The organism is Aquabacterium sp. (genome assembly GCF_034003525.1).
Classification (GTDB): Bacteria; Pseudomonadota; Gammaproteobacteria; order Burkholderiales; family Burkholderiaceae_C; genus Aquabacterium.
Genome location: NZ_JAVEYN010000014.1, coordinates 29,725 through 51,813, shown reverse-complemented (window position 1 = coordinate 51,813; position 22,089 = coordinate 29,725). Strand labels below are relative to the sequence as shown.

Here is a 22,089-nt window from a genome sequence, read left to right as displayed (position 1 = left end):
GCCGAGAAGGGGTCACGCGCCCAGACGCTTGGCCAGATCCTCCAGCCGTTTGGTGTCGAAGCCGACCGACACCACGGCGCCATCGCGCTCGATCACCGGGCGCTTGATGACGCTCGCCTGCGCCAGCATCAAGGCTTGGGCGCTCGCGGCATCCACCACCGAGGCCTTGGTCGCGTCATCCAGCTTGCGCCAGGTCGTGCCTTGGCGGTTGACCAAGGGCTCCCAGCCCACTGCGGCCACCCAGGCCGCCAGACGTTCGGCCGGCACGCCCTGCTTCTTGTAGTCGTGGAAGGTGTAGTCCACGCCTTGCTCGGTCAGCCAGGCACGGGCCTTCTTGACGGTGTCGCAGTTGGGAATGCCGTAAACGATGGTGCTCATGGAAAGTCGACTTAAGCAGGTTGATGCAGGCGCCACTGTGTCACAAGTCGGGCGACATGGCGCCGCTTGCGCGTCATGCACCTCAGCGCACGGGGGACAAATCTGCCTGCTCGGCTGCGCTCAACTTGCGGGTGCGGATCACAAAGTGCAGGCCATCGGCGTCTTCCAGCGACATCGTGCCCAGGCTGCCGGAGCGCACATCCAGCGTCAATTGCGCGTCACCCAGGTAATCCAACTGCATGCGGCTGGCATGAAAAGGCACGCCCAGCACCTGGCCCAGCTGCACATCGCCCTCACTGAGCGACATTTCCCCGCGCTTCAAACACATGGGCGTACTGCCATCACAGCAGCCGTGCGAGAGGTAGAACATCACGTCGCCATGGCGCTGGCGCAAGCCCCGGATCAGCGACTCTGCCACCTCGGTGGCGATCACACGTTCGATCATGTTGCGATCTCTTCCTAACGAAACCCAATGAAAAGGGGCGGCCAAGCCGCCCCACCTCCAACCAGGGCCCTTGTGGAGCCCTGTTCATGTCAGAAGAAGCCCAGCTTGTTGGGGCTGTAGCTCACCAGCAGATTCTTGGTCTGCTGGTAGTGATCGAGCATCATCTTGTGGGTCTCACGACCGATGCCAGATTCCTTGTAACCACCGAAGGTGGCGTGTGCCGGGTAGGCGTGATAGCAGTTGGTCCAGACGCGACCGGCCTGGATGCCACGGCCAAAGCGATACGCGCGGCTGCCGTCACGGGTCCACACGCCGGCGCCCAGGCCATATGGCGTGTCGTTGGCAATGGCCATGGCTTCGGCCTCGTTCTTGAAGGTCGTCACGGCCAGCACCGGGCCGAAGATTTCCTCACGGAAGATGCGCATCTGGTTATGGCCCTTGAACAGCGTCGGCTGGATGTAATAGCCCTCGCTCAGCTCGCCACCCAACTGGGCGCGGTCACCACCGATCAGCACCTGGGCGCCTTCTTCTTTGCCGACTGCCAAGTAGGACATGATCTTGTCCATCTGCATGGCCGAGGCCTGGGCCCCCATCATCGTGTCCGTGTCCAGCGGGCTGCCTTGCTTGATCGCGGCCACACGCTTGAGCGCACGCTCGATGAAGCGGTCGTAGATCGATTCCTGGATCAGAGCGCGCGACGGGCAGGTGCACACCTCCCCCTGGTTGAAGGCGAACAGCACCATGCCCTCGATGGCCTTGTCGAGGAAGGCGTCGTCTTCGGCCATCACATCGTCAAAGAAGATGTTGGGGCTCTTGCCACCCAACTCCAGCGTCGCGGGAATCAGGTTGCCGGCTGCGGCCTGGGCAATCACGCGGCCCGTCGCGGTGGAGCCGGTGAAGGCGATCTTGGCGATGCGCTTGCTGCTGGCCAGCGGCATGCCGGCTTCACGGCCAAAGCCATTGACGATGTTGAGCACACCGGCCGGCAGCAGGTCGGCGATCATCTCGGCCAGGATCAGGATGCTGATGGGGGTGGACTCGGCCGGCTTGAGCACCACGCAGTTGCCGGCGGCCAGGGCCGGAGCCAGCTTCCAGGCAGCCATCAGGATCGGGAAGTTCCAGGGAATGATCTGACCGACCACACCCAGGGGCTCGTGGAAGTGATAGGCAATGGTGTTGCCGTCAATTTCACTGATCGCCCCTTCTTGGGAGCGCAAACAGCCTGCAAAGTAGCGGAAGTGGTCCACCGCCAGCGGGATGTCGGCGTTCAGCGTTTCGCGGATGGGCTTGCCGTTGTCCACGGTCTCTGCGTAGGCCAGCTTCTCCAGGTTCTGCTCCAGGCGGTCGGCGATCTTCAGCAGGATGTTGGCGCGGTCAGCGGGGGCCGTGGCGCCCCAGGCGTCCTTGGCGGCGTGGGCGGCGTCCAGAGCCAGGTTGATGTCCGCCTCGGTCGAGCGGGCGGCCTGGGTGTAGACCTTGCCGCTGATGGGCGTGATCACATCGAAATACTCACCGCCCAGCGGGGCGACGAACTTGCCACCGATGAAGTTGTCGTAGCGGGTCTGGTAGGCCACGGGAGCGCCAGCGGCGCCGGGTGCTGCGTAGATCATCGAGTGTCTCCTCAAGGTCAGGTGTAGGGGATCAAGGGGCAAAGAAAGCCAGGCTTGTGGCCGTGACGTCCACCTTGAGTGCAGAGCGCGTGCCAATGCGGGTTCGTCCCGAGGTCGCAGGCCCCTGTCCCAGCGACGCCGTGACACATCAGCGGCTGTCACCCTGTGTCAGCCACCTTGTCTCCGCAGCACACACTGTCCCAAAATGACACAGGGTGACCACGGGTGTGTCACCTTGCCCGCCACGCCATACTCTTCCTACCGCGACCGAATTCCCCTATCCCAACCACCCCTGCCATGCCGCTGCAGCTCACCCACCACCAGTCAGAAACGGACCTCCTGCAGGCCCGCCGCTGCCTGATGGACGCCGGCGATGTGCCCCCAGGGCTGGTGGACGACACCCTGCGACAGTCCTGGCTGCGCAGCCGCCATGCGGGCCTCAGCCCGGTCGATGTGGCCAGCGAACCCCCACTGTGCACACCCGCCGACCTGCGCCACACCCTGGCCAGCGAACACGACCTGCTGGCCCACGCCCGCCCAGTCATGAGCTTCGTGTTCGACCAGATCCGCGACAGCGGCAACGTGGTCGTGCTGGCCGACAACCACGGCCTGCTGCTCGACACCCTGGGCGACATCGATTTCGCCACCCGCGCCGAACGCGTCTCGCTGAGGCCCGGCGCGCTCTGGCACGAACACGACCGCGGCACCAACGCCATCGGCACCGCTCTGGCCGAAGAACGCGCCGTCGTCATCCACGGCGCCGAACACTACCTGGCTCGCAACAGCTTCCTCACCTGCGCGGCAGCTCCCGTGTTGACCTCGGAAGGCCGCCTGCGGGGCGTGATCGACATCTCCGGCGACCACCGGGGGCAGCACCCACACACCTTTGCGCTGGTGCGATCGGCCGCCCGCATGATCGAAGACCGCCTGTTCCATGCACGCCATGGCCACGACCAGGTGCTGCGCCTGCATGCCCACGCCGAAGGGCTGGGTGCGGTGGGTGAAGGCCTGGTGGCCCTGTCGGACGACGGCTGGGTGGTCGGCAGCAACCAGCTGGCCCGAGAATGGTTGGGGCTGCCCGCCCTGGGTGGCGGCACGCTGGCCGACCTGACAGGCCTGCGGGTGGCTCAGATGCCGCCCGGCCGCACCCTGCGTGTGCGCACCGCGCGAGGCCTGTCCTTGTTCGCGCGCCTCGACTGGCCCCGGCGTCCGGCCATCCCCCCCACCGCGCGACCAGCATCACCTCCCGACGCCGCCGCACCTCCGCGCACCGCATCACACGCCCCGCAGCACAAGGAGCGGACGCTCGACACCCGCCTGGCCGAGGCTCACCACCGTGCCCAGCGGGTACAGGCGCAAGGCATCCCGGTCCTGATCCAGGGTGAATCCGGCACCGGCAAGGAAGTCTTCGCCCGCGCCCTGCACCAAGAGGGTCCCCGCGCGGCCCGCCCCTTCGTCGCCCTCAACTGCGCTGCCCTACCCGAAACCCTGATCGAAGCCGAGCTGTTTGGCTATGTCGGCGGCGCGTTCACCGGCGCCCGGCGTGAAGGTGCCCCTGGCCGCATCCGCGAAGCCGATGGTGGCACCCTGTTTCTGGACGAAATCGGCGACATGCCATTGGCCCTGCAAGCGCGCCTGCTGCGCGTACTGCAAGACAAGGTTGTGGTGCCCCTGGGTGGCAACAAGGCCCACCCGGTGGACTTCGTGCTGGTGTGCGCCACCCACCGCAACCTGCGGGAAGCTGTGCGCACCGGCCAGTTCCGCGAAGACCTGTTCTACCGCCTCAACGGCCTGACTGTCACCCTGCCCGCCCTGCGCGAGCGCCAGGACTTCGACACCCTGGTGGCACACATGCTGGCCGACATCTGCCAGAGCATGGGCCGCACGGCTGCCCCGGCGCCACGGCTTCATCCTGGCCTGCACCAGGCTCTGGCCGCACACCACTGGCCCGGCAACCTGCGCCAGCTTCACAGCCTGCTGCGCACCGCGTGTGCCCTGCTGGAGCCCACCGAGGTCGCCATCGACTGGCGCCACGTGCCCGACGACATGCAACAAGAGTTGCAGGACGGCCATCGTGGCACCCGGGGCCAAACGGCCCCCGCCAATGCCGAGGATGCCCTGCGTGGGGTAGCGGCCCCGATCCACGCCGAGTCGGCTGCACGCGCATCGTCCCTGCCAGAACCCAACCTGCGCCGGCTCTCTCACCAGACCATCCAGCAGGTGATCGCGGCCACCCAAGGCAACATGTCCGAGGCAGCCCGCCGACTGGGCATCAGCCGCAACACCCTCTACCGCCGGCTCAAGCGCCCCCCTGAGTGAGCGCCGCGGGCCTGCGTCAAGACCGCGTCAGGTCAAAAAAAGCCGCAAGAAATGCCCCTGACCACAGGAAGCGGGCGGTCCTTTGGGTAGCATCTCGTCCATGACGAACGCCGACCCCCAAGAACTCGCCAAATTCAGTGACCTGGCCCACAAGTGGTGGGACCCGGAAAGCGAATTCCGCCCGCTGCACCAGATCAATCCCCTGCGCCTGGACTGGATCGACCAGCACGCCGCCATCAAGGGCAAGACCGTGGTGGACGTGGGTTGCGGTGGGGGCATCCTGGCCGAATCCATGGCCCGCCGCGGCGCCAACGTGCTGGGCATCGACCTGGCCGACAAGCCCCTGAAGGTGGCCCAGTTGCACGCCATGGAAGCCGGCGTCGCCAACCTGGACTACCGCAGTGTGGCCGCCGAAGCCCTGGCCGCTGAGCAGCCCGCGCAGTTTGACGTCGTCACTTGCATGGAAATGCTGGAGCACGTGCCCGACCCCTCGTCGGTCATCCGTGCCTGCGCCGACATGGTCAAGCCCGGTGGCTGGGTCTTTTTCTCGACCCTCAACCGCAACCCCAAGTCTTTCCTGTTTGCCATCGTGGGTGCCGAGTACGTGCTCAAGCTCCTGCCCAAGGGCACGCACGAGTTCTCGCGCTTCATCCGCCCGGCCGAACTGGCCCGCTGGATCCGCGAATCCCGCCTCGACACGGTGCAGTTCAAGGGCCTGGAATACAACCCCTTGACCCGCCTCTACAAGCTGTCGGGCGACACCAGCGTGAACTACATGGTGGCTTGCCGCAAGCCCTTGAATCCGTGAGCACGCTGGCCGCGTCCGAGCGCCTGAGTTGGGCCGAGCCCGCCCAGGCCGTGCTGTTTGACCTGGACGGCACGCTCGCCGACACCGCCGGTGACCTGGTCGGCGCTGTCAACCACCTGCGCGTACAGCGTGACTTGCCGCCTCTGCCCCTGGAGACCTTGCGCCCCTACGCCTCGGCAGGCGCCCGCGGCCTGATCGGTGCGGCGCTCGACATCCATCCTGGACATGCCGAGTTCGAGAACCTGCGCACCGCCTTCCTCGACACCTACGAACGCATCCTGGCCGACACCACGGTGTTGTTTGACGGCATGGCCGAGTTGCTGGCCACGCTGGAAGCCCAGGGCATCGCCTGGGGTGTGGTCACCAACAAGCCCCACCGCTTCACTGTGCCGGTCATGCAGGGCCTGAAACTGGCTGAACGGTCGGCAACGCTGATCAGCGGCGACACCACCGCCCACGCCAAACCACACCCACTGCCCTTGCTGACCGCCTGCGAGCAGATAGGCGTCAGCCCGGCACTCGCGCTCTATGTGGGCGACGACCTGCGCGACATCCAGGCCGCGCAAGCGGCCGGCATGCCCAGCGCGGCCGCCGCCTGGGGCTACATCGGCCACAGTGGCGAGATCGGCACCTGGGGCGCCAGCGTCATCGTGGCGCAGCCCTTGGACCTGCTGCACCACCTGGGCCGTTGAACGGTCCGAGCCGCCCCCTTCTCCTTCTACTTGTCAGCCCCCGGCACGCCCTTCACAAGGCAGCGCCAGGGTCTGCTCGCGCAGGGATCAGTTCGTGCGACCGTAGTTGTCCTGGAAGCGCACGATGTCGTCCTCGCCCAGGTAACTGCCCGACTGCACCTCGATGATCTCCAACGGGATCGCACCGGGATTCGTCAGCCGGTGCACATTCCCCAGCGGGATGTAGATGGACTGATTCTCGGTAATCAGCTTCACCTCTTCGCCCACCGTGACCTCGGCGGTGCCGCTCACCACGATCCAGTGCTCGGCGCGGTGGTGGTGCATCTGCAGGCTCAGCGAAGCCTTCGGCTTGACCATGATGCGCTTGACTTGGAAGCGCTCACCCGCGTCGATCGAGTCGTACCAGCCCCAGGGGCGGTGCACACGGCGATGCAGACTGCCTTCGGGCCGCGACTGACTCGCCAGTGTGGCCACGATTTGTTTGACCTCCTGGCTCGAGTTGCGATCGGCCACCAGCACCGCATCCGGCGTCTCCACCACCACAACGTTGTCCAGTCCCACAGCTGCCACCAGACGCGACGAAGCATGAATCAAGGTGTTGGTCGTGCCGTGAAACAGCGCATCGCCCTGCGCGGCGTTGCCGTGCGCGTCATGCGGTGTCACCTGCCATACGGCATCCCAGGCGCCCAGGTCGGACCAACCGGCGTTCAAGGGCACCATGCGCACCACAAAGCCCGCCTCCGGATGAGCCGGACATTGCTCCATCACGGCATAGTCCACTGACTCGGACGGCACGGCCTGGAACTCGTCCTTGCCTGGGCGGACGAACGGCGCGTCAGTGGAACGCACCTCGAACGCCGCCTGCGTCGCCGCCAGGATGTCCGGACGGAAATGCCCCACAGCTGCCAGCCAGCGCGAGGCCTTCATGACGAACATGCCGCTGTTCCAGAAGTAGCCACCATCGGCCACGTAGGCCTGCGCGGTCTGGGCGTCGGGCTTCTCGACGAAGGCCTGCACACTGCGTGCACCCAAGGCATTCGCTTCACCCGTTCGGATGTAGCCAAACCCCGTCTCCGGGCGATCCGGGGTGATGCCCAGGATCACGATGTCCCCCTCGGCAGCGGCGCGCACGGCCGTCTGCACGGCAGCGGTGTAGGCCGCCTCGTCGGTCACGGTCTGGTCGGCAGGCGTGACCACCAAGATCGGGTCAGCCCCTTCGGACACGGCTTGCAGGGCCGCCAAGGTCACGGCTGGGGCCGTGTTGCGTCCCACCGGCTCCAGCAGCAGGGGTGCGGCTTCGCCCTTCACTTCGCGCAACTGGTCGAGCACCAGGAAGCGGTGCTCCTCGTTGCCCACCACGCAAGGCTGCGTCACGGTGATGTCGGCCGCCGCCAGAGATTGCAGGCGCAGATGCGCTTGCTGGAACAGGCTGTGGTTGCCCGTCAGGATCAGGAACTGCTTGGGATACAGCGCGCGCGACAGGGGCCACAGGCGGGTGCCCGAACCACCGGCCATGATGACAGGAAGCAAGGAATGGGTCATGTTGCCAAACTGAAAAAGAGAAACGCTCGCGCGGTCAGCCACGCGAGCGGTGACGATCAGTCACGGAAACCACGGGGATTGTGCGACTGCCAGCGCCAGGAATCCACGCACATCTCGTCAAGTCCACGGGTGGCCTTCCAGCCCATGCTCTCGAACGCACGTTGCGGGTCGGCATAGCAGGCCGCCACGTCACCCGCGCGACGCGGCGCGAACACCACCGGGATCTCACGGCCCGATGCACGGCCATAGGCTTGCGCCAACTCCAGCACGCTGTAGCCTTGGCCCGTGCCCAGATTCACCGTCAGCGACTGCTGACGATCGAACAGGTAACGCAGCGCCGCCACATGGCCTTCGGCCAGGTCGCACACATGAATGTAGTCGCGCACGCCGGTGCCATCCGGTGTGTCGTAATCGTTGCCAAACACGTTCAGATGTGGGCGCTGGCCCACGGCCACCTGGGCGACATAGGGCATCAGGTTGTTGGGAATGCCCTGAGGGTCTTCGCCGATCAGGCCGCTGGGGTGCGCCCCGACCGGGTTGAAATAGCGCAGACAGGCAAAGCGCCACGACGGATCGCAACGTCCCAGTTCGCGCAGGATCTCCTCGCCCATCAGCTTGGTCTGGCCATAGGGATTGGTCACGCGCAGGGGGGCGTCTTCGGTGATGGGCAAAGTGTCGGGGCTGCCGTACACCGTGGCCGAGGAACTGAACACCAGATTGTTGACGCCGTGGCGCTTCATCGCCTGGCACACGGACAGCAGACCACCCAGGTTGTTCTCGAAATAGTCCAGCGGCCGCTCGACCGATTCGCCCACCGCCTTCAAGGCCGCAAAGTGCACCACGGCCTCGATGCCACCAAAGCGCGTGCGCGCCAGCTCGAAGCACCGATCCAGTGCCTCTGCATTACGCACATCGCCCTGCACAAAGTGCGGCGAGCGCCGCCCGATGCGCTCCAGTCGGTCGAGCACTTTCACCGAGCTGTTGACCAGATTGTCGATGCCCACCACGTCGAACCCCGCCTCCTGCAAGGCCAGCCAGGTGTGCGAGGCGATGTAACCGGTGGCCCCGGTCAACAGGATGCAAGGCAAGGTGAACTCCCGATGTCAGTCGATGGTAAAGGAGGCGCGGCATGCCACCGTATTGCCATCATACGCACTGGGGGAGAAGATAGAGGCCGTCCGGTCGTAGCGCTGCATGTCGCAGCCCAATCCCACCGAGCGGATGGGTTGGTAGGAAACGCCCAACGACACGGCGTTGTAGCGCCCGGTTGTTTCGCCGCCTTGCTGATACGAGGCGCCGCCGATCACCAGGTCACTGTCTTCGTCATACTGCGCGTGGGTGTAGCCCGCATTGAGCTTGATCTTGGCCGTTGCCTGGTAGGTGACCGTCGCGCTCAGGCTGTTGGTCAAGCGCTTGTTGCTCAAATACGGCGAACTCGTGGACGAGCCCAATCCGCTACCGCCTTCGTTGTTGGTGTCGCGCACCCAGCTCAGGGCATACGTCGCCTTGCCTGCTGGGGTGAAAGTCCACGATGCGGAGCCTGTCAAGCCATCGAAATCGCGTCGGCGATCCTGCGGATGCTTCTCGCTGGTCACGCCCAGACGGCCCGACAGACGGCTGAAGCCCGTCACTTGCCAGACCGTATCCAAATTCAGGCTGGTGCGCTCGATGTCCTCGCCCACCTGGGTGCCCCCAAACAGCACGCGCTTTGGCAACTCCGTATCGGTGCGATACAGCGTCAGTCCGATGTAAGCCAGATCCGAGGGCAGATAGCGTACGCCCGCGAAGACCGAGTTCGAAGTCTTGTTCTCCCACTCGGTGATCTGATAGTCCACCTTGCTGTAACTCGCGCCCGCATTCACCGACCAGCGCCCATACAGCCCATAGCGCACATCAATCGAGGCCTGTCGGTTGCGCTCTGTGTTGCGCCCACTGCGGTTGAACTGGTCTTCAAAATTCGGCAGGAACTGTGAGGCTCCGGCATTGAGCGTCACCTTGAAGTTGGCACCCACCTCACTGGCCACCTCGGCACTGACAGCGTAGCCATCGTTGTCGAACTGTTTGTTGTCGCTGTAGGCGTTGCGCGAGGCCGAGGCAGACACCCGGTAGTTTTGGCGGCCATAAGCCTTGTTGAGGCCCGCTGCCACCGTGGTCGTCGAAATGGTGTCGCGGCGGCGGTCGCTGTTGTCGCGCAACAGGTTGCTATCGCGGGTCAGGCCCTGGCTCAAAGTCAAGTACAGCGGCAACTCTTCGGCACTGACTGTGCCCACACCACCGAACAAGGACACCCACGCAGCCACAGACACCCAGCGGACAACGACGTTTTTCTGCTTCATGCCACCCTCTTTGCTTTTTTGACTGAAGGATCAAAGCTCGCATGGCGCCTGGGTGCTCACCGGCACATCAGTACGCATTGCGATCAAACAGCACCAGGCGAATGGTGCGGAAAATGATGGCCACATCGAGGCCCAGGGACCAGTTGCGCAGGTACTCCAGGTCGTACTCCACCCGGGCCTGCATCTTGTCGAGCGTTTCGGTCTCGCCTCGGCAGCCGTTCACCTGGGCCCAACCCGTGATGCCCGGGCGCACCTTGTGACGCACCATGTAGGCCTTGATGAGGCGCCGGTACGACTCGTTGTGGGCCACGGCATGCGGGCGCGGCCCGACGATGCTCATGCGCCCCTGCAGCACATTGATGAATTGTGGCAACTCATCGAGCGAGGTCTTGCGAATGAAGGCCCCAAAGGGCGTGATGCGCGGATCACCCTTGGTTGCCTGCTTCACCACCGCCCCGTTGTCCAAGGCCCGCATGGAGCGAAACTTGTAGACGATGATCTCCTCGCCATCGAGTCCGTTGCGCCGCTGCTTGAAGATGATGGGACCCGGCGAGCTCAACTTCACACCGAGAGCAATCGCCAGCAGCAGCGGCGAAATCAGCACCAAGATGATGCTCGCCGCCACGATATCGAACACACGCTTGGCCAGCTCGTTGATGCCGGTGAAGGGCGTTTCGCAGATGCCGACCACGGGCACACCGTTCATGTCCTGCAGGCGACCCTGGATGATGCTGATGCCGAACACATCGGGCACGAAGTACAGGGAGGCCGTGGTGCCCTGGATGGCTTCCATCAGGGCCAGGATGCGGGGCTGCGAGCCCAGCGGCAGGGTGATGTAGACCTCGTGGATGCCGTGCGCCTGCACGTAGTCGGCAATGTCCTGGAGGCCGCCGAGGCGCTGCGCATGGGTCTCGGGATGCACCCGCTCGCCCGAACGGTCATCAAAGTAGCCCACGAAGCTGACGGGCTGGCCTGGGTTGGCCTGCAGAGCCTTGGCGACTTTCAGCCCCAGGGCGCCCGCGCCCACCACCACCGCCTTGCGACGGGCCTCGGGGCGCGCCATCTGGTGGCGCACGATGGCACGGCCCACCATCACCATCACCCACTGCACCATCGGCGTGGCCAGAGCCCACGTCAGCATCACCTCCATCTTGAAGAACATCAGGCTGTTGGTGGCAAAGCCGCACACAGCCAGAATCAACAGCACCGCCACCCAGGACGACACGATGTCGATGGCGGCCTCCAACGGCGTGTCATGGAAACGGTTGCGCCCCGGGAAGGTCAAAGCGAAGGCCAGCAGGCACAGGGCCAGATCCGGCCTCAGCACCGACTCATTGAGGTGAAACATCACGAGCAGCAGCGTTCCGACCGTGACAAAGGGCTCCAGAAACGCCGCCACGAAGGACGTGACCGATTCAGGCGCACTGAAAAAAGTGGGGCGGTAATTACGCTTGTTGAACATGGGACCTACGGCTCCCCTCGAACCATCCCGCACCGAGGGGCAACATGACAGGAAAAACCCTAAACTCGTTGTATGTGAAATGCCAGCCGTCGCAGCTTAGCGTCGAATGCACCCCTCGCCTCCCCCTGCTTTCCAGGGGTTGTCGGCCCACACCTACAATCCGCGACATGCTTTCTCATCCCTTCACTTGGCTCGGGCCTTTGGTGCTGCCCCGCTTGACGCTGCTGCTCAATCATGTGGTCTCCAGCGAACCGGTGGCCAGCTGCAAACTCCAACCCCATGCCGGCCGCACCATCGACCTGCAATGGACCAGCACCTTCTCGCCTCCTCTGCCTCGGTTCCTGCTGCCGGCCGATGGTTCCCAGGGGTTACTCCCCCCATCCATGCGTTTCGTCATCACGCCGGCTGGCCTGTTCGAGCTGGTCGAATCCGGCGACGCCCTGCCTCCGACCGGTGACGGCCTGACCTTGACGATCGAACTCAGCGACCCGCTGACGATGGCGCGCCAACTGCTCACCGGCCAACGCCCCGATGTCCGCATCGAAGGCGACGCCGCACTGGCCGAAGTGGCCTCCTGGCTCATGACCCACCTGCGCTGGGACATTCAGGACGATGTAGCCCGCCTGCTGGGCAATGCCCCGGCCGAGTGGCTGCGCACCGTCGGCGATGCTGTGCGCCAGACCCTGCAGCGCTGGCGCCCGGGCCAGGGCGGCGATATGGGTCACTCGTCCGCGCCGCGTCGCTGACCACGGGGCCGACCGATGCGCTCGCTGTTTCGCCCCGCCTACATCGGCCTGATCGCCCTGCGCTTCGGGCTCGATGGCATGTTGCTGCACAGCCTGCGCCGCCCGCGCTGGAGCCTGTTGGCGCGCATCCTTTCCACAGGTCGGCGCCTGAACGCCCCCCGCGGCGAACGTTTGCGCCAAGCCCTGGAGCATCTGGGCCCGATCTTCGTGAAGTTCGGGCAGATGCTCTCCACCCGGCGCGACCTGCTCCCGCCCGATGTGGCGGATGAGCTGGCCAAGCTGCAAGACCGCGTCCCCCCCTTCCCCAGCGACGAATCGGCCCGACTCGTGGAGAAGGCGCTGGGCAAACCGTTGTCGGCCGTCTTCAAGCAGTTTGACACCGACCCGATCGCCAGCGCCTCCATCGCCCAGGTGCACTTTGCGGTGCTGCACGACGGCCGCGAGGTCGCCGTCAAGGTGCTGCGCCCCGGCATGCTCAATGTCATTGACGACGACCTGGCCTTGATGCGCACACTCGCGGGCTGGGTAGAACGCTTCTGGTCGGACGGCAAGCGACTGAAGCCCCGCGAGGTCGTGGCCGAGTTCGACAAGTACCTGCATGACGAGCTGGACCTCGTGCGCGAAGCCGCCAACGCCGCACAACTGCGCCGCAACATGGACGGCTTGGATCTGGTGCTGGTGCCCGAGATGATCTGGGACTACTGCACGTCCACCGTGATGGTGATGGAGCGCATGAAGGGCGTGCCCATCAGCCAGATGAGCCGCCTGCGCGCCGCCGGGGTCGACATCAAGAAACTGGCCCGTGATGGCGTGACCATTTTCTTCACCCAGGTCTTCCGCGACGGTTTCTTCCACGCCGACATGCACCCCGGCAACATCCAGGTCAGCCTGGACGCGAGCACCTTCGGCCGCTACATCGCACTGGACTTCGGCATCATCGGCACGCTCACCGAGGTGGACAAGGACTACCTGGCACAAAACTTCATCGCCTTTTTCCACCGCGACTACAAGCGCGTGGCGGAGTTGCACATCGAAAGCGGCTGGGTGCCGCCGAGCACCCGGGTCGACGAACTCGAAGGTGCCATCCGTACCGTGTGCGAGCCCTACTTTGACCGTCCGATCAAGGAAATCTCGCTGGGTCAGGTGCTGATGCGCTTGTTCCAGATCTCGCGCCGCTTCAACGTCGAGATCCAGCCCCAACTGGTGCTGCTTCAGAAAACCCTGCTGAACGTCGAGGGCCTGGGGCGTGAGCTCGACCCCGACCTGGACCTGTGGAGCACGGCCAAACCCTTTCTGGAGAAGTGGATGCACGAGCAGGTGGGGCTGCGCGGCCTGTGGCAACGCCTCAAGCGCGAGGCCCCGCGCTACGCCAAGATGCTGCCCGAGTTGCCCCGCCTGGTGCACCAAAACCTGGAGCACGGCAATGCCGATCTGCGCCGCGACCTGGCCGCCATGCTGGCCGAGCAGCGCCACACCAACCGGCTGCTGTCGGCCATCGTCTGGGTGGGCGTGGGCTTCGTGCTGGGCCTGCTGACGGCACAGTTGTTGCTCAGACTGCACGGTCTGGGCGTGCTCTGACCCCCTGCTCGCAGGTGTCGCGCCCGTGACACCGGCGCGCCGGAGCACCGGTGCGCGCCCAGCGACAATCTGCCACTAAACTCCGCCCCCATTCAGACATCCATCGACACCCACCGATCCCCATCGATGCCGACCATGAACACCACCCTGCTTGCGTTTGTGATCCTCTATCTGCTTGGCACGATGGCGATCGGTATGTATGCCGGCACCCGCATCAAGAACACCACCGACTTCGCCATCGCCGGCCGCAGCCTGCCCCTGGTCATGGTCATCACGACGACCTTTGCGACCTGGTTCGGTGCCGAAACGGTGATGGGCATCCCCGCCAAGTTTGCCGAAGGTGGACTGGGCGCCGTGGTGGAGGACCCATTCGGGGCCTCGATGTGCCTGGTGCTGGTGGGCGCTTTCTTCGCCAGCCGCCTCTACAAGATGAGCTTGCTGACCATCGGCGACTATTACCGTCAGCGCTATGGTGAAGGTGTCGAAATCTTCTGCTCCGTCGCCATCATCCTGAGCTATCTGGGTTGGGTGGCCGCACAGATCACCGCGCTGGGCCTGGTGTTCTCGGTGCTCTCGGGTGGCACCATCGCCCCCGCCTGGGGTATGGCGCTGGGCACCCTGCTGGTGCTGGTCTACGTGATGGTGGGTGGCATGCTGGCGGTGGCCTGGACGGACTTCATCCAGATGGTGGTGCTGGTGGTCGGCCTGTCGCTGATCGCCTACATGGCGGCCGATCAGGCCGGCGGCGCCGACAAGGTGATCGACCTGGCGCATGCCAACAACTGGTTCAAGTTCTTCCCCGAACACACCCCCGATGGCTGGCTCTGGTTCATCGCGGCCGGCATCACCATGATGCTGGGCTCGATCCCGCAGCAGGACGTGTTCCAGCGGGTGATGTCGGCCAAGGATGCGGTCACGGCTCAGCGCGGTGCCATCATCGGGGGGCTGAGCTATCTGGCCTTTGCGTTCGTGCCGATGTTCATCGTGGCTTCGTCGCTGATCATCATGCCGGACGAAACGCGGGAACTGCTGGCCAACGATCCGCAAAAGGTCTTGCCGACGCTGATCCTGAGCAAGATGCCCCTGGTCGCGCAAATCTTCTTCTTCGGCGCGCTGGTGTCGGCCATCAAGTCCACCTCATCGGCCACGCTGCTCGCGCCCTCGACCAGCTTCGTCGAGAACATCCTCAAGAACATCAAGCCGGGCATGACGGATCGCCAGGTGCTGTTCGCCATGCGCGTCACCCTGCTGGTCTTCACCTGCCTGGTGTTGACGTACGCGATCCTGATGGAGGGCACGGCCATCTATGACCTGGTCTCGGCGGCTTATCAGATTCCGCTGGTGGGTGCTTTCGTGCCGCTGACGTTCGGGCTGTACTGGAAGCGGGCCTCAACCCAGGGCGCCTTGCTGTCCATCGTGCTGGGGATCGGCACACTGACCCTTTTCACCTTCCACACCGGCTTGGGAGAGGCGTTCCCGGGGCAGTTGGCTGGCCTGCTGATGGCCCTGGCAGGCATGCTGGCGGGCTCGCTGACGCCGCAGTGGTTGGCAGACCGCCGCAGCAAGCGCCCGCTGCTGACGGCCTGACGGGCACACACCGGATCTGCGCAGGCCAGCCTCCACGGAGCCACCCACCACCACGGACGGCACGGGCTGCGGCCCTGTACGGCACTTGATTTTCAGCGGCGCGTCCCCAACTGCCTGCGCGAGCCCTTGCTGGCGAGCGCAAGCTGGTCAGGGCGCCCTCCGTCTTTTACAATTGTCGATTTTCTCGAGGTCAGGCCATGCCGATTTACGCCTACCAGTGCACGTCCTGCGGTCATGCCAAGGACGTTTTGCAAAAAATCTCTGATCCGGTGCTCACCACCTGCCCTGCCTGCGGCGCCGAGAGCTTCCAGAAGCAGATCACGGCTGCGGGCTTCCAGCTCAAGGGTTCCGGCTGGTATGTGACCGATTTCCGTGGCGGCTCGGGCGGCACCAGCGCCCCGGCGACGGGCGCCACTGCAGCCGCCGCGGCCCCTGCTGCGGCCGAAGCCAGCAGCAGCTCGGGCAGCGACACCGGCGGCACGCCCTGCGGCGGCTCCTGCGCCTGCCACTGAGTCTGAACCGACTTTTCCTTCACGCACCCGCCTGACACAGACTGGCCTGACAATGCAGGCCAGTCTGCCTGTTCAGGCACCCGGCCTCGCGCCCTCTCCCCCCTCCCCAACGTGAAGAAATACATCCTCACCGGCCTGCTCGTCTGGCTCCCCCTGGTGATCACCATCTGGGTGCTCAAAAGCGTGATCGGCACGCTTGACGACGTGTTCGCCTGGTTCGTGGTCGTGGCGCAGACCGTGCTGCCAGTCAGCATCCACCCCGTCCTGGCCGACCTGCAACGCGTGCCGGGCCTGAGCGTCATCATCTTGGTCACCGCCCTGTGGCTGACCGGCGTGGCCGTGACCAACATGGTCGGCCAGTGGCTGCTCAACCAGTCGAACCGGCTGTTCTCGAACATCCCCATCGTCAAAAGCATCTACAACTCAGTGCGGCAGGTGTCCGACACGCTGTTTTCCAGCAGCGGCCAAGCCTTTCGCGAGGCCGTGCTGGTGCAGTACCCCCGCGCCGGTTCTTGGACGATCGCCTTTGTCACCGGTCGCCCGTCGGGCGAGGTGGCGGACAAACTGATCACCGAGATGCTGACGGTGTACGTACCCACAACCCCCAACCCGACCTCGGGTTTCATGCTGATCGTGCCCCGTGACGAGGTCATGCCACTGGACATGTCGGTGGACGAGGCCCTCAAGTACATCATTTCGATGGGGGTGGTGGCACCACCGCCCGCTGCAAAGACCCATTCCTGAACGACAATCGAGGGTTTCGAGCCGGGCCTGTGCCCAGGCCGCACGACCCTCACTCCCGGAGAGAACAACAATGCGCACCACTTACTGTGGTCTGGTCAGCGAAGCGCTGATGGGCCAGACCGTGACGCTGATGGGCTGGGCCCACCGTCGCCGCGACCACGGCGGCGTGATCTTCATCGACCTGCGTGACCGTGAAGGCCTGGTGCAGGTGGTGTTCGACCCCGACCGCGCCGACTCGTTCAAGATCGCCGAAGACGTGCGCAACGAGTTTTGCCTGAAGGTCACCGGCGTGGTGCGTGCCCGCCCGGAAGGCACGACCAACGCCGGCCTGACCAGCGGCAAGATCGAGGTGCTGGCCCACAACCTGGAAGTGCTCAACGCCAGCGTGACGCCGCCGTTCCAGATCGACGACGAGAACCTGTCGGAGACGACCCGCCTGACCCACCGTGTGCTGGACCTGCGTCGTCCGCACATGCAAAAGAACCTGATGCTGCGCTACCGCGTGGCGATGGAAGCGCGCAAGTTCCTCGACGAGCACGGCTTCATCGACATCGAAACCCCGATGTTGACCAAGTCGACTCCGGAAGGCGCCCGCGACTACCTGGTGCCCTCGCGCGTGCATGACGGCCAGTTCTTCGCCCTGCCCCAGTCGCCCCAGCTGTTCAAGCAGCTGCTGATGGTGGCCGGCTACGACCGTTACTACCAGATCACCAAGTGCTTCCGTGACGAAGACCTGCGTGCCGACCGTCAACCCGAATTCACCCAGATCGACATTGAAGCGAGCTTCCTGACCGAACAGGAAATCCGTGACATGTTCGAAGGCATGATCCGCCACGTCTTCCAGAAGGCGCTGAACGTGGACCTGGGTGCCTACCCGGTCATGAAGTACGCGGATGCTATGCACCTGTACGGCTCGGACAAGCCCGACCTGCGCGTCAAGCTGCAGTTCACCGAGCTGACCGACGTGATGGGCGATGTGGACTTCAAGGTCTTCTCGACGCCCGCCACCACCAAGGGTGGCCGCGTGGTTGCCCTGTGCATTCCTGGCGGTGGCGCGATGTCGCGCGGCGAGATCGATGCCTACACCGAGTTCGTCAAGATCTACGGTGCCAAGGGCCTGGCCTGGATCAAGGTCAACGAAGTGGCCAAGGGCCGTGATGGCCTGCAGTCGCCCATCGTGAAGAACCTGCACGATGCCGCCATTGCCAAGATCCTGGAGCGCACCGGCGCCAAGGACGGCGACCTGATCTTCTTCGGCGCCGACAAGGCCAAGATCGTCAACGACGCCATCGGCGCACTGCGCCTGAAGGTGGGCCACTCCGAGTTCGGCAAGAAGGCCGGTCTGTTCGAAGACCGCTGGGCGCCGCTGTGGGTGGTGGACTTCCCGATGTTCGAGTACGACGACGAGTCGGAGCGCTGGAACGCCGTGCACCACCCCTTCACCGCCCCGAAGGATGGTCACGAGGACCTGATGGACACCGATCCGGGTGCCTGCATCGCCAAGGCCTACGACATGGTGCTCAACGGCTGGGAGCTGGGTGGCGGTTCGATCCGTATCCACCGCGCCGATGTGCAGTCCAAGGTGTTCAGCGCCCTGAACATCAGCAAGGAAGACGCCGCCGTGAAGTTCGGCTTCCTGCTGGACGCGCTGCAGTACGGCGCCCCGCCGCACGGTGGTCTGGCCTTCGGTCTGGACCGTCTGGTCACGCTGATGACCAAGGCCGAGTCGATCCGTGACGTGATCGCCTTCCCCAAGACGCAACGTGCCCAGTGTCTGCTGACCGGCGCCCCGTCGAACGTGGACGAGAAGCAGTTGCGCGAGTTGCACATCCGCCTGCGCAATGCCGCCGCCGCGGCGCCAGCACAAGGCTGATCGCCCCGAGTGCCTGGATGGCGCATCCGGGCATGAGGCCACCCTGCGGGGTGGCCTTTTTCATAACGCAACGCCAGGTGCCAACACGCGTGCCACACTGTCTTGCATGAACGAACAAGCGTCTCCGAAAATCCCGCAGTCGGTGCTGGTGGTGATCTACACCCCGCAGCGCGAGGTGTTGCTGATCGAGCGGGCCAAGCAGCCGGGTTTCTGGCAAAGCGTGACGGGTTCGAAAGACCACCTGGACGAATCCTGGACGGACACTGCCATCCGGGAAGTGTGGGAGGAGACTGGCATTCAGGTGGGCACGGAGCGGGTGCCGCGCAGCGCGCTGCAGGACTGGGAGGTGGAAAACGTCTACGAGATCTACCCCGTGTGGCGCCACCGCTATGCACCCGGGGTGACGCACAACACCGAGCATGTCTTCGGCCTGTGCGTACCGCGTGACACGCCCATCACGCTGGCGCCGCGCGAGCACATTGCCCATGCCTGGCTGCCCTGGCAGGAGGCGGCGGACCGCTGTTTTTCACCCTCGAACGCCGAGGCGATTTTGCAACTCAGCCAGCGTGACGCCAACCCGGCGCACCTGATATCGTAGAGAGCGTGGTGCCGCCATCGCGACACACTTTGCCGCAGGAATGTACCCGTGCTCAAACCGCTTCAGTCTTCCCTGCTTCCCCCTGCCCAGCGCCATGCCAACCACCTGCGCGTGGCAACCTACAACATCCACAAGGGTGTGCGGGGCATGGGGCCCACCAAGCGCCTGGAGATCCACAACCTGAGTGACGCCGTGGAGGCGCTGGACGCCGACATCGTGTGCCTGCAGGAGGTACGGCAGTTCAACCACGCCGAGGCGCGGCGCTTTTCCCACACGCAGTTCGGCCCGGACGCTTGGCCCAACACACCGCAAGCGGAGTACCTGGCCCCTGAGGGCTATGAGGTGGCTTACCGCACCAATGCCGTCACGAAGCACGGTGAGCACGGCAATGCCCTGCTGGCGCGCTGGCCGCTGGGTGCCATCGGTCACCACAATGTGTCCGACCACCGTTTCGAGCAGCGTGGTCTCTTGCATGTGCCGGTCCAGTGGCGTGGGGTCGAGGTGCACGTGGTGGTGGTGCACCTGGGCCTGATCCATGCCAGCCGGGTGCGTCAGGCCGAACGGCTGGCCGAGCTGGTACAGCACGAACTGCCGGCCGAGGCGCCAGTGGTGGTCGCCGGCGACTTCAACGACTGGAACGAGAAGCTCGACGGCATCCTCGCCGACGGTGGCTTGAGCCGCGCCACGCTGGGCAACGAGGCCCGCGTGGCCACCTACCCCTCGATCATCCCGGTGCTGTCGCTGGACCGGGTCTACACGCGTGGGCTGCACTGCAAGTCGATCATGGTGCCGCGGGGCAGCACCTGGGCCCGGCTGTCCGATCACCTGCCGCTGGTGGCGGAGCTGGACCTGAGCGCCTGATGCCCCCGATGAGTCGCCCCCCGGACAAGGATCACTGGACCCCGGGCGTCGTCGAGCACAGCGACCAGCCTCCCGCAGGCTGGCTGGCCGCCCTGGCCTGGTACACGCAGCGCAAGCCGATGTTCAGCGGGGGTAATCGGGTGACCCTGCTCCAGGGTGGACGCGACCTGTTTCCCGCGCTGTGCGAGCGCATTGATCAGGCTCAGGAGTCGGTGTGGATGGCGCTCTACATCGTGTCGCCCCTGGGTCAGAGCAGCGCGGTGCTGCAGTCGCTGATGCGGGCGGCGCGACGTGGGGTCGAAGTGTCGATGGTGGTGGACGGTGTGGGCTCGCGCGATGCGCCGGTAAGCCTGTGGCGGGCGCTCGAAGACGCGGGGGTACGCCTGGTGGTCTACAAGCCGCTGCATTGGCTGTGGGGGCTGATGGACGCGGGCCAGTGGCGGCGCATGCACCTCAAGCTGTGCGTGGTCGATGACGAGGTGGGCTTCATTGGTGGCATCAACCTGATCGACGACCACTACGACCTCAGCCACGGCTGGTCGGAGAACCCGCGCCTGGACTATGCGGTGTCGGTGCGGGGGCCGGTGGTGATGCCGGTGCTGCACACCATCCGGGCCATGTGGACGCGGGCCCAGTTTGGCCGCGACTGGCGCGATGACCTGGTGCAGTGGGTGCAAGATCCGCACCGCCTTCAGCGCCTCAAGCAGATGTGGCAGAGCGCCCTGTTACGTCTGAGCCCCCAGGAGCAGGCGCAGCTGATCGGCAATGGCGACAGCGCCCTGCCGATGCGCAGCGCCTTCGTGTTGCGCGACAACCTGCGGCAGCGGCGCACGATCGAACAGGCGGCGCTGCGGGCCATTGTGCAGGCGCGTCAGTGCATCGACATCGTGACGCCCTACTTTTACCCCCGGCGCGCCATGCGCCAAGCGCTGCGTGCCGCCGCCGAGCGGGGGGTGACGGTGCGCCTCTTGCTGCAGGGCAAGCTGGACTACCGCATTGCCGGCATCGCGGCACAGGTGCTGTACGACGAGTTGCAGCAGGTGGGTGTGCGCATCTTCGAGTACCAGCCGGCCTTCCTGCACGCCAAGGTGCTGTGTGTGGACGAGGAATGGGCCACGGTGGGCTCGTCCAACCTGGACCCTTTGTCGATGGTGCTGAACCTGGAGGGCAACCTGATCGTGCGGGACCGGGGTTTTGTGCGGACCTTGTCCCACTCCCTGCAAACCGACTTTGCGCAGAGCCGGGAGGTGCCGCCGCCGGACACGTTGAACGACCGCCGCTGGCGGACACGGGTGCGCCGGGCCGTGGTGGCGTTTCTGGCGAAGGCTTACCTGCGGCTGGCAGGCTCGACCGGCCGGTATTGAAGCGGAGCCGCCGACAAGGTGCAACGCTCGCCATAGCGTGGAGACGCGGGCCACTGGCTGGGCAGGGCCGGTGCCTGAGGATGCTTGGCCACCCAGCGAGCAGACACCATCCAACCTGCGTGCGCAACGATCAGTAAGGGGCTCGGTGAGCTGCGGCCAAGAGGGTGGGCCAGGCCAGGCGGATCGGGCGGCACGGTCGCTTGGGCGGACAAGCTGCGCAAGCTGGCCGCCACGCGCTGCAGCATGGTGTGCAAACTTTCACCGCCGCCTGGGGCATGGTGGGCAAAGTCCTGGCACCACGCGTCGACCTGGGCCTGGGCAATGTGCAGCCAGCTGAGGCCGTCCCAGGCGCCGAAATCCATCTCCAGCAGGCTGTCGTCGATGTGGTGACGCCAGCCCCAGCGGCGCAGTTGGCGCCCCACGGCCGCACAGCGCTGCAAGGACGAGCTGTATACGATGCGCGGCCAGCCGTGCTGGCGCGCCGCCTGCCGAATGCGGTGGGCCAGGCGCTTGGCTTTGCGGCGGTCGACGGCCAGGTCGGTGCGACCAATGCAGCGCCCCTCCGCACCGATGGGCCGAGGGTGGCGCCAGGCGATGACGTGGGGGCCTTGGGGAATGACGCTCATCGTGGAGA

The 22,089-nt window shown here is 65.2% G+C and carries 20 protein-coding genes; 12 read left to right on the top strand and 8 right to left on the bottom strand.

Features of this window, described 5'->3' with window-relative positions:
• Positions 1-12: 12 nt before the first annotated feature.
• The 3 genes from RBT42_RS09950 to RBT42_RS09940 form a co-directional block, all read right to left on the bottom strand.
• On the bottom strand, positions 13-378 hold the full coding sequence (locus RBT42_RS09950; protein ID WP_320364659.1) for an ArsC family reductase: 366 nt from the start codon (positions 376-378) through the stop codon (positions 13-15).
• A gap of 82 nt (positions 379-460) precedes the next feature.
• A complete protein-coding gene (locus RBT42_RS09945) occupies positions 461-823 on the bottom strand; it encodes a DUF779 domain-containing protein (protein WP_320364657.1) in 363 nt (120 codons plus the stop codon).
• An 89-nt stretch (positions 824-912) separates the two neighbouring features.
• Positions 913-2,433, bottom strand: a complete 1,521-nt coding sequence (locus RBT42_RS09940; protein WP_320364655.1) for an aldehyde dehydrogenase family protein — start codon at positions 2,431-2,433, stop codon at positions 913-915.
• A gap of 297 nt (positions 2,434-2,730) precedes the next feature.
• Between RBT42_RS09940 and RBT42_RS09935 the strand changes: the two genes are divergently transcribed.
• The 3 genes from RBT42_RS09935 (at position 2,731) to gph (ending at position 6,252) form a co-directional block, all read left to right on the top strand.
• Positions 2,731-4,752: a sigma-54-dependent Fis family transcriptional regulator gene (locus tag RBT42_RS09935; protein WP_320364653.1), complete on the top strand. Its 2,022-nt coding sequence runs from the start codon at positions 2,731-2,733 to the stop codon at positions 4,750-4,752.
• A 100-nt stretch (positions 4,753-4,852) separates the two neighbouring features.
• Positions 4,853-5,560: a bifunctional 2-polyprenyl-6-hydroxyphenol methylase/3-demethylubiquinol 3-O-methyltransferase UbiG gene (ubiG, locus tag RBT42_RS09930; protein WP_320364650.1), complete on the top strand. Its 708-nt coding sequence runs from the start codon at positions 4,853-4,855 to the stop codon at positions 5,558-5,560.
• Positions 5,561-5,583: 23 nt separating this feature from the next.
• Positions 5,584-6,252, top strand: a complete 669-nt coding sequence (gene gph / locus RBT42_RS09925; RefSeq protein ID WP_413785881.1) for a phosphoglycolate phosphatase — start codon at positions 5,584-5,586, stop codon at positions 6,250-6,252.
• A gap of 87 nt (positions 6,253-6,339) precedes the next feature.
• Here the strand turns inward: gph and RBT42_RS09920 are convergent, their stop codons facing one another.
• The 4 genes from RBT42_RS09920 to RBT42_RS09905 form a co-directional block, all read right to left on the bottom strand.
• Positions 6,340-7,794: a mannose-1-phosphate guanylyltransferase/mannose-6-phosphate isomerase gene (locus tag RBT42_RS09920; RefSeq protein WP_320364645.1), complete on the bottom strand. Its 1,455-nt coding sequence runs from the start codon at positions 7,792-7,794 to the stop codon at positions 6,340-6,342.
• Between the two features lie 56 nt (positions 7,795-7,850).
• Positions 7,851-8,882: a UDP-glucose 4-epimerase GalE gene (gene galE, locus RBT42_RS09915; RefSeq protein ID WP_320364643.1), complete on the bottom strand. Its 1,032-nt coding sequence runs from the start codon at positions 8,880-8,882 to the stop codon at positions 7,851-7,853.
• A 15-nt stretch (positions 8,883-8,897) separates the two neighbouring features.
• Entirely contained in the window at positions 8,898-10,130 is a 1,233-nt protein-coding gene (locus tag RBT42_RS09910) for a hypothetical protein (RefSeq protein ID WP_320364641.1), read from the bottom strand.
• Between the two features lie 67 nt (positions 10,131-10,197).
• A complete protein-coding gene (locus RBT42_RS09905) occupies positions 10,198-11,592 on the bottom strand; it encodes an undecaprenyl-phosphate glucose phosphotransferase (RefSeq protein ID WP_320364639.1) in 1,395 nt (464 codons plus the stop codon).
• 167 nt (positions 11,593-11,759) lie between these two features.
• Here RBT42_RS09905 and RBT42_RS09900 point away from each other — a divergent pair, with 167 nt between their 5' ends.
• The 9 genes from RBT42_RS09900 (at position 11,760) to clsB (ending at position 21,455) form a co-directional block, all read left to right on the top strand.
• A complete protein-coding gene (locus RBT42_RS09900) occupies positions 11,760-12,338 on the top strand; it encodes a hypothetical protein (RefSeq protein WP_320364637.1) in 579 nt (192 codons plus the stop codon).
• A 15-nt stretch (positions 12,339-12,353) separates the two neighbouring features.
• Positions 12,354-13,916, top strand: coding sequence for a ubiquinone biosynthesis regulatory protein kinase UbiB (gene ubiB / locus RBT42_RS09895; RefSeq protein WP_320364635.1), 1,563 nt, complete (start codon positions 12,354-12,356; stop codon positions 13,914-13,916).
• 135 nt (positions 13,917-14,051) lie between these two features.
• The gene (locus tag RBT42_RS09890) at positions 14,052-15,503 is read left to right on the top strand and encodes a sodium:solute symporter family protein (protein ID WP_320364633.1); all 1,452 of its coding nucleotides are present in this window, start codon (positions 14,052-14,054) and stop codon (positions 15,501-15,503) included.
• A gap of 197 nt (positions 15,504-15,700) precedes the next feature.
• The gene (locus tag RBT42_RS09885) at positions 15,701-16,015 is read left to right on the top strand and encodes an FmdB family zinc ribbon protein (RefSeq protein WP_320364631.1); all 315 of its coding nucleotides are present in this window, start codon (positions 15,701-15,703) and stop codon (positions 16,013-16,015) included.
• A gap of 111 nt (positions 16,016-16,126) precedes the next feature.
• Positions 16,127-16,759 (top strand): DUF502 domain-containing protein, encoded by a 633-nt coding sequence (locus tag RBT42_RS09880; RefSeq protein WP_320364629.1) that lies wholly within the window; start codon positions 16,127-16,129, stop codon positions 16,757-16,759.
• Positions 16,760-16,829: 70 nt separating this feature from the next.
• Positions 16,830-18,632, top strand: a complete 1,803-nt coding sequence (aspS, locus tag RBT42_RS09875) for an aspartate--tRNA ligase (protein ID WP_320364627.1) — start codon at positions 16,830-16,832, stop codon at positions 18,630-18,632.
• Between the two features lie 106 nt (positions 18,633-18,738).
• Positions 18,739-19,230 carry a dihydroneopterin triphosphate diphosphatase gene (nudB, locus tag RBT42_RS09870; RefSeq protein ID WP_320364625.1) on the top strand — a complete coding sequence of 164 codons (492 nt, stop codon included), beginning with the start codon at positions 18,739-18,741 and terminating at the stop codon, positions 19,228-19,230.
• Between the two features lie 48 nt (positions 19,231-19,278).
• Entirely contained in the window at positions 19,279-20,091 is an 813-nt protein-coding gene (locus RBT42_RS09865) for an endonuclease/exonuclease/phosphatase family protein (RefSeq protein WP_320364623.1), read from the top strand.
• Positions 20,091-21,455, top strand: coding sequence for a cardiolipin synthase ClsB (gene clsB, locus RBT42_RS09860; protein ID WP_320364621.1), 1,365 nt, complete (start codon positions 20,091-20,093; stop codon positions 21,453-21,455). The genes RBT42_RS09865 and clsB overlap by 1 nt, the downstream gene beginning before the upstream one ends.
• On the opposite strand, the gene RBT42_RS09855 is transcribed toward clsB, so the two are convergent.
• Positions 21,419-22,081, bottom strand: coding sequence for a histidine phosphatase family protein (locus RBT42_RS09855; protein ID WP_320364619.1), 663 nt, complete (start codon positions 22,079-22,081; stop codon positions 21,419-21,421). The genes clsB and RBT42_RS09855 overlap by 37 nt on opposite strands.
• Positions 22,082-22,089: the final 8 nt, after the last annotated feature.

Coding starts and splice junctions, on each gene's coding strand:
- RBT42_RS09950 (WP_320364659.1), bottom strand. CDS start 378: ATGAGCACCATCGTTTACGGCATTCCCAACTGCGACACCGTCAAGAAG.
- RBT42_RS09945 (WP_320364657.1), bottom strand. CDS start 823: ATGATCGAACGTGTGATCGCCACCGAGGTGGCAGAGTCGCTGATCCGG.
- RBT42_RS09940 (WP_320364655.1), bottom strand. CDS start 2,433: ATGATCTACGCAGCACCCGGCGCCGCTGGCGCTCCCGTGGCCTACCAG.
- RBT42_RS09935 (WP_320364653.1), top strand. CDS start 2,731: ATGCCGCTGCAGCTCACCCACCACCAGTCAGAAACGGACCTCCTGCAG.
- ubiG (WP_320364650.1), top strand. CDS start 4,853: ATGACGAACGCCGACCCCCAAGAACTCGCCAAATTCAGTGACCTGGCC.
- RBT42_RS09920 (WP_320364645.1), bottom strand. CDS start 7,794: ATGACCCATTCCTTGCTTCCTGTCATCATGGCCGGTGGTTCGGGCACC.
- RBT42_RS09910 (WP_320364641.1), bottom strand. CDS start 10,130: ATGAAGCAGAAAAACGTCGTTGTCCGCTGGGTGTCTGTGGCTGCGTGG.
- RBT42_RS09905 (WP_320364639.1), bottom strand. CDS start 11,592: ATGTTCAACAAGCGTAATTACCGCCCCACTTTTTTCAGTGCGCCTGAA.
- RBT42_RS09900 (WP_320364637.1), top strand. CDS start 11,760: ATGCTTTCTCATCCCTTCACTTGGCTCGGGCCTTTGGTGCTGCCCCGC.
- ubiB (WP_320364635.1), top strand. CDS start 12,354: ATGCGCTCGCTGTTTCGCCCCGCCTACATCGGCCTGATCGCCCTGCGC.
- RBT42_RS09890 (WP_320364633.1), top strand. CDS start 14,052: ATGAACACCACCCTGCTTGCGTTTGTGATCCTCTATCTGCTTGGCACG.
- RBT42_RS09885 (WP_320364631.1), top strand. CDS start 15,701: ATGCCGATTTACGCCTACCAGTGCACGTCCTGCGGTCATGCCAAGGAC.
- aspS (WP_320364627.1), top strand. CDS start 16,830: ATGCGCACCACTTACTGTGGTCTGGTCAGCGAAGCGCTGATGGGCCAG.
- nudB (WP_320364625.1), top strand. CDS start 18,739: ATGAACGAACAAGCGTCTCCGAAAATCCCGCAGTCGGTGCTGGTGGTG.
- clsB (WP_320364621.1), top strand. CDS start 20,091: ATGCCCCCGATGAGTCGCCCCCCGGACAAGGATCACTGGACCCCGGGC.
- RBT42_RS09855 (WP_320364619.1), bottom strand. CDS start 22,081: ATGAGCGTCATTCCCCAAGGCCCCCACGTCATCGCCTGGCGCCACCCT.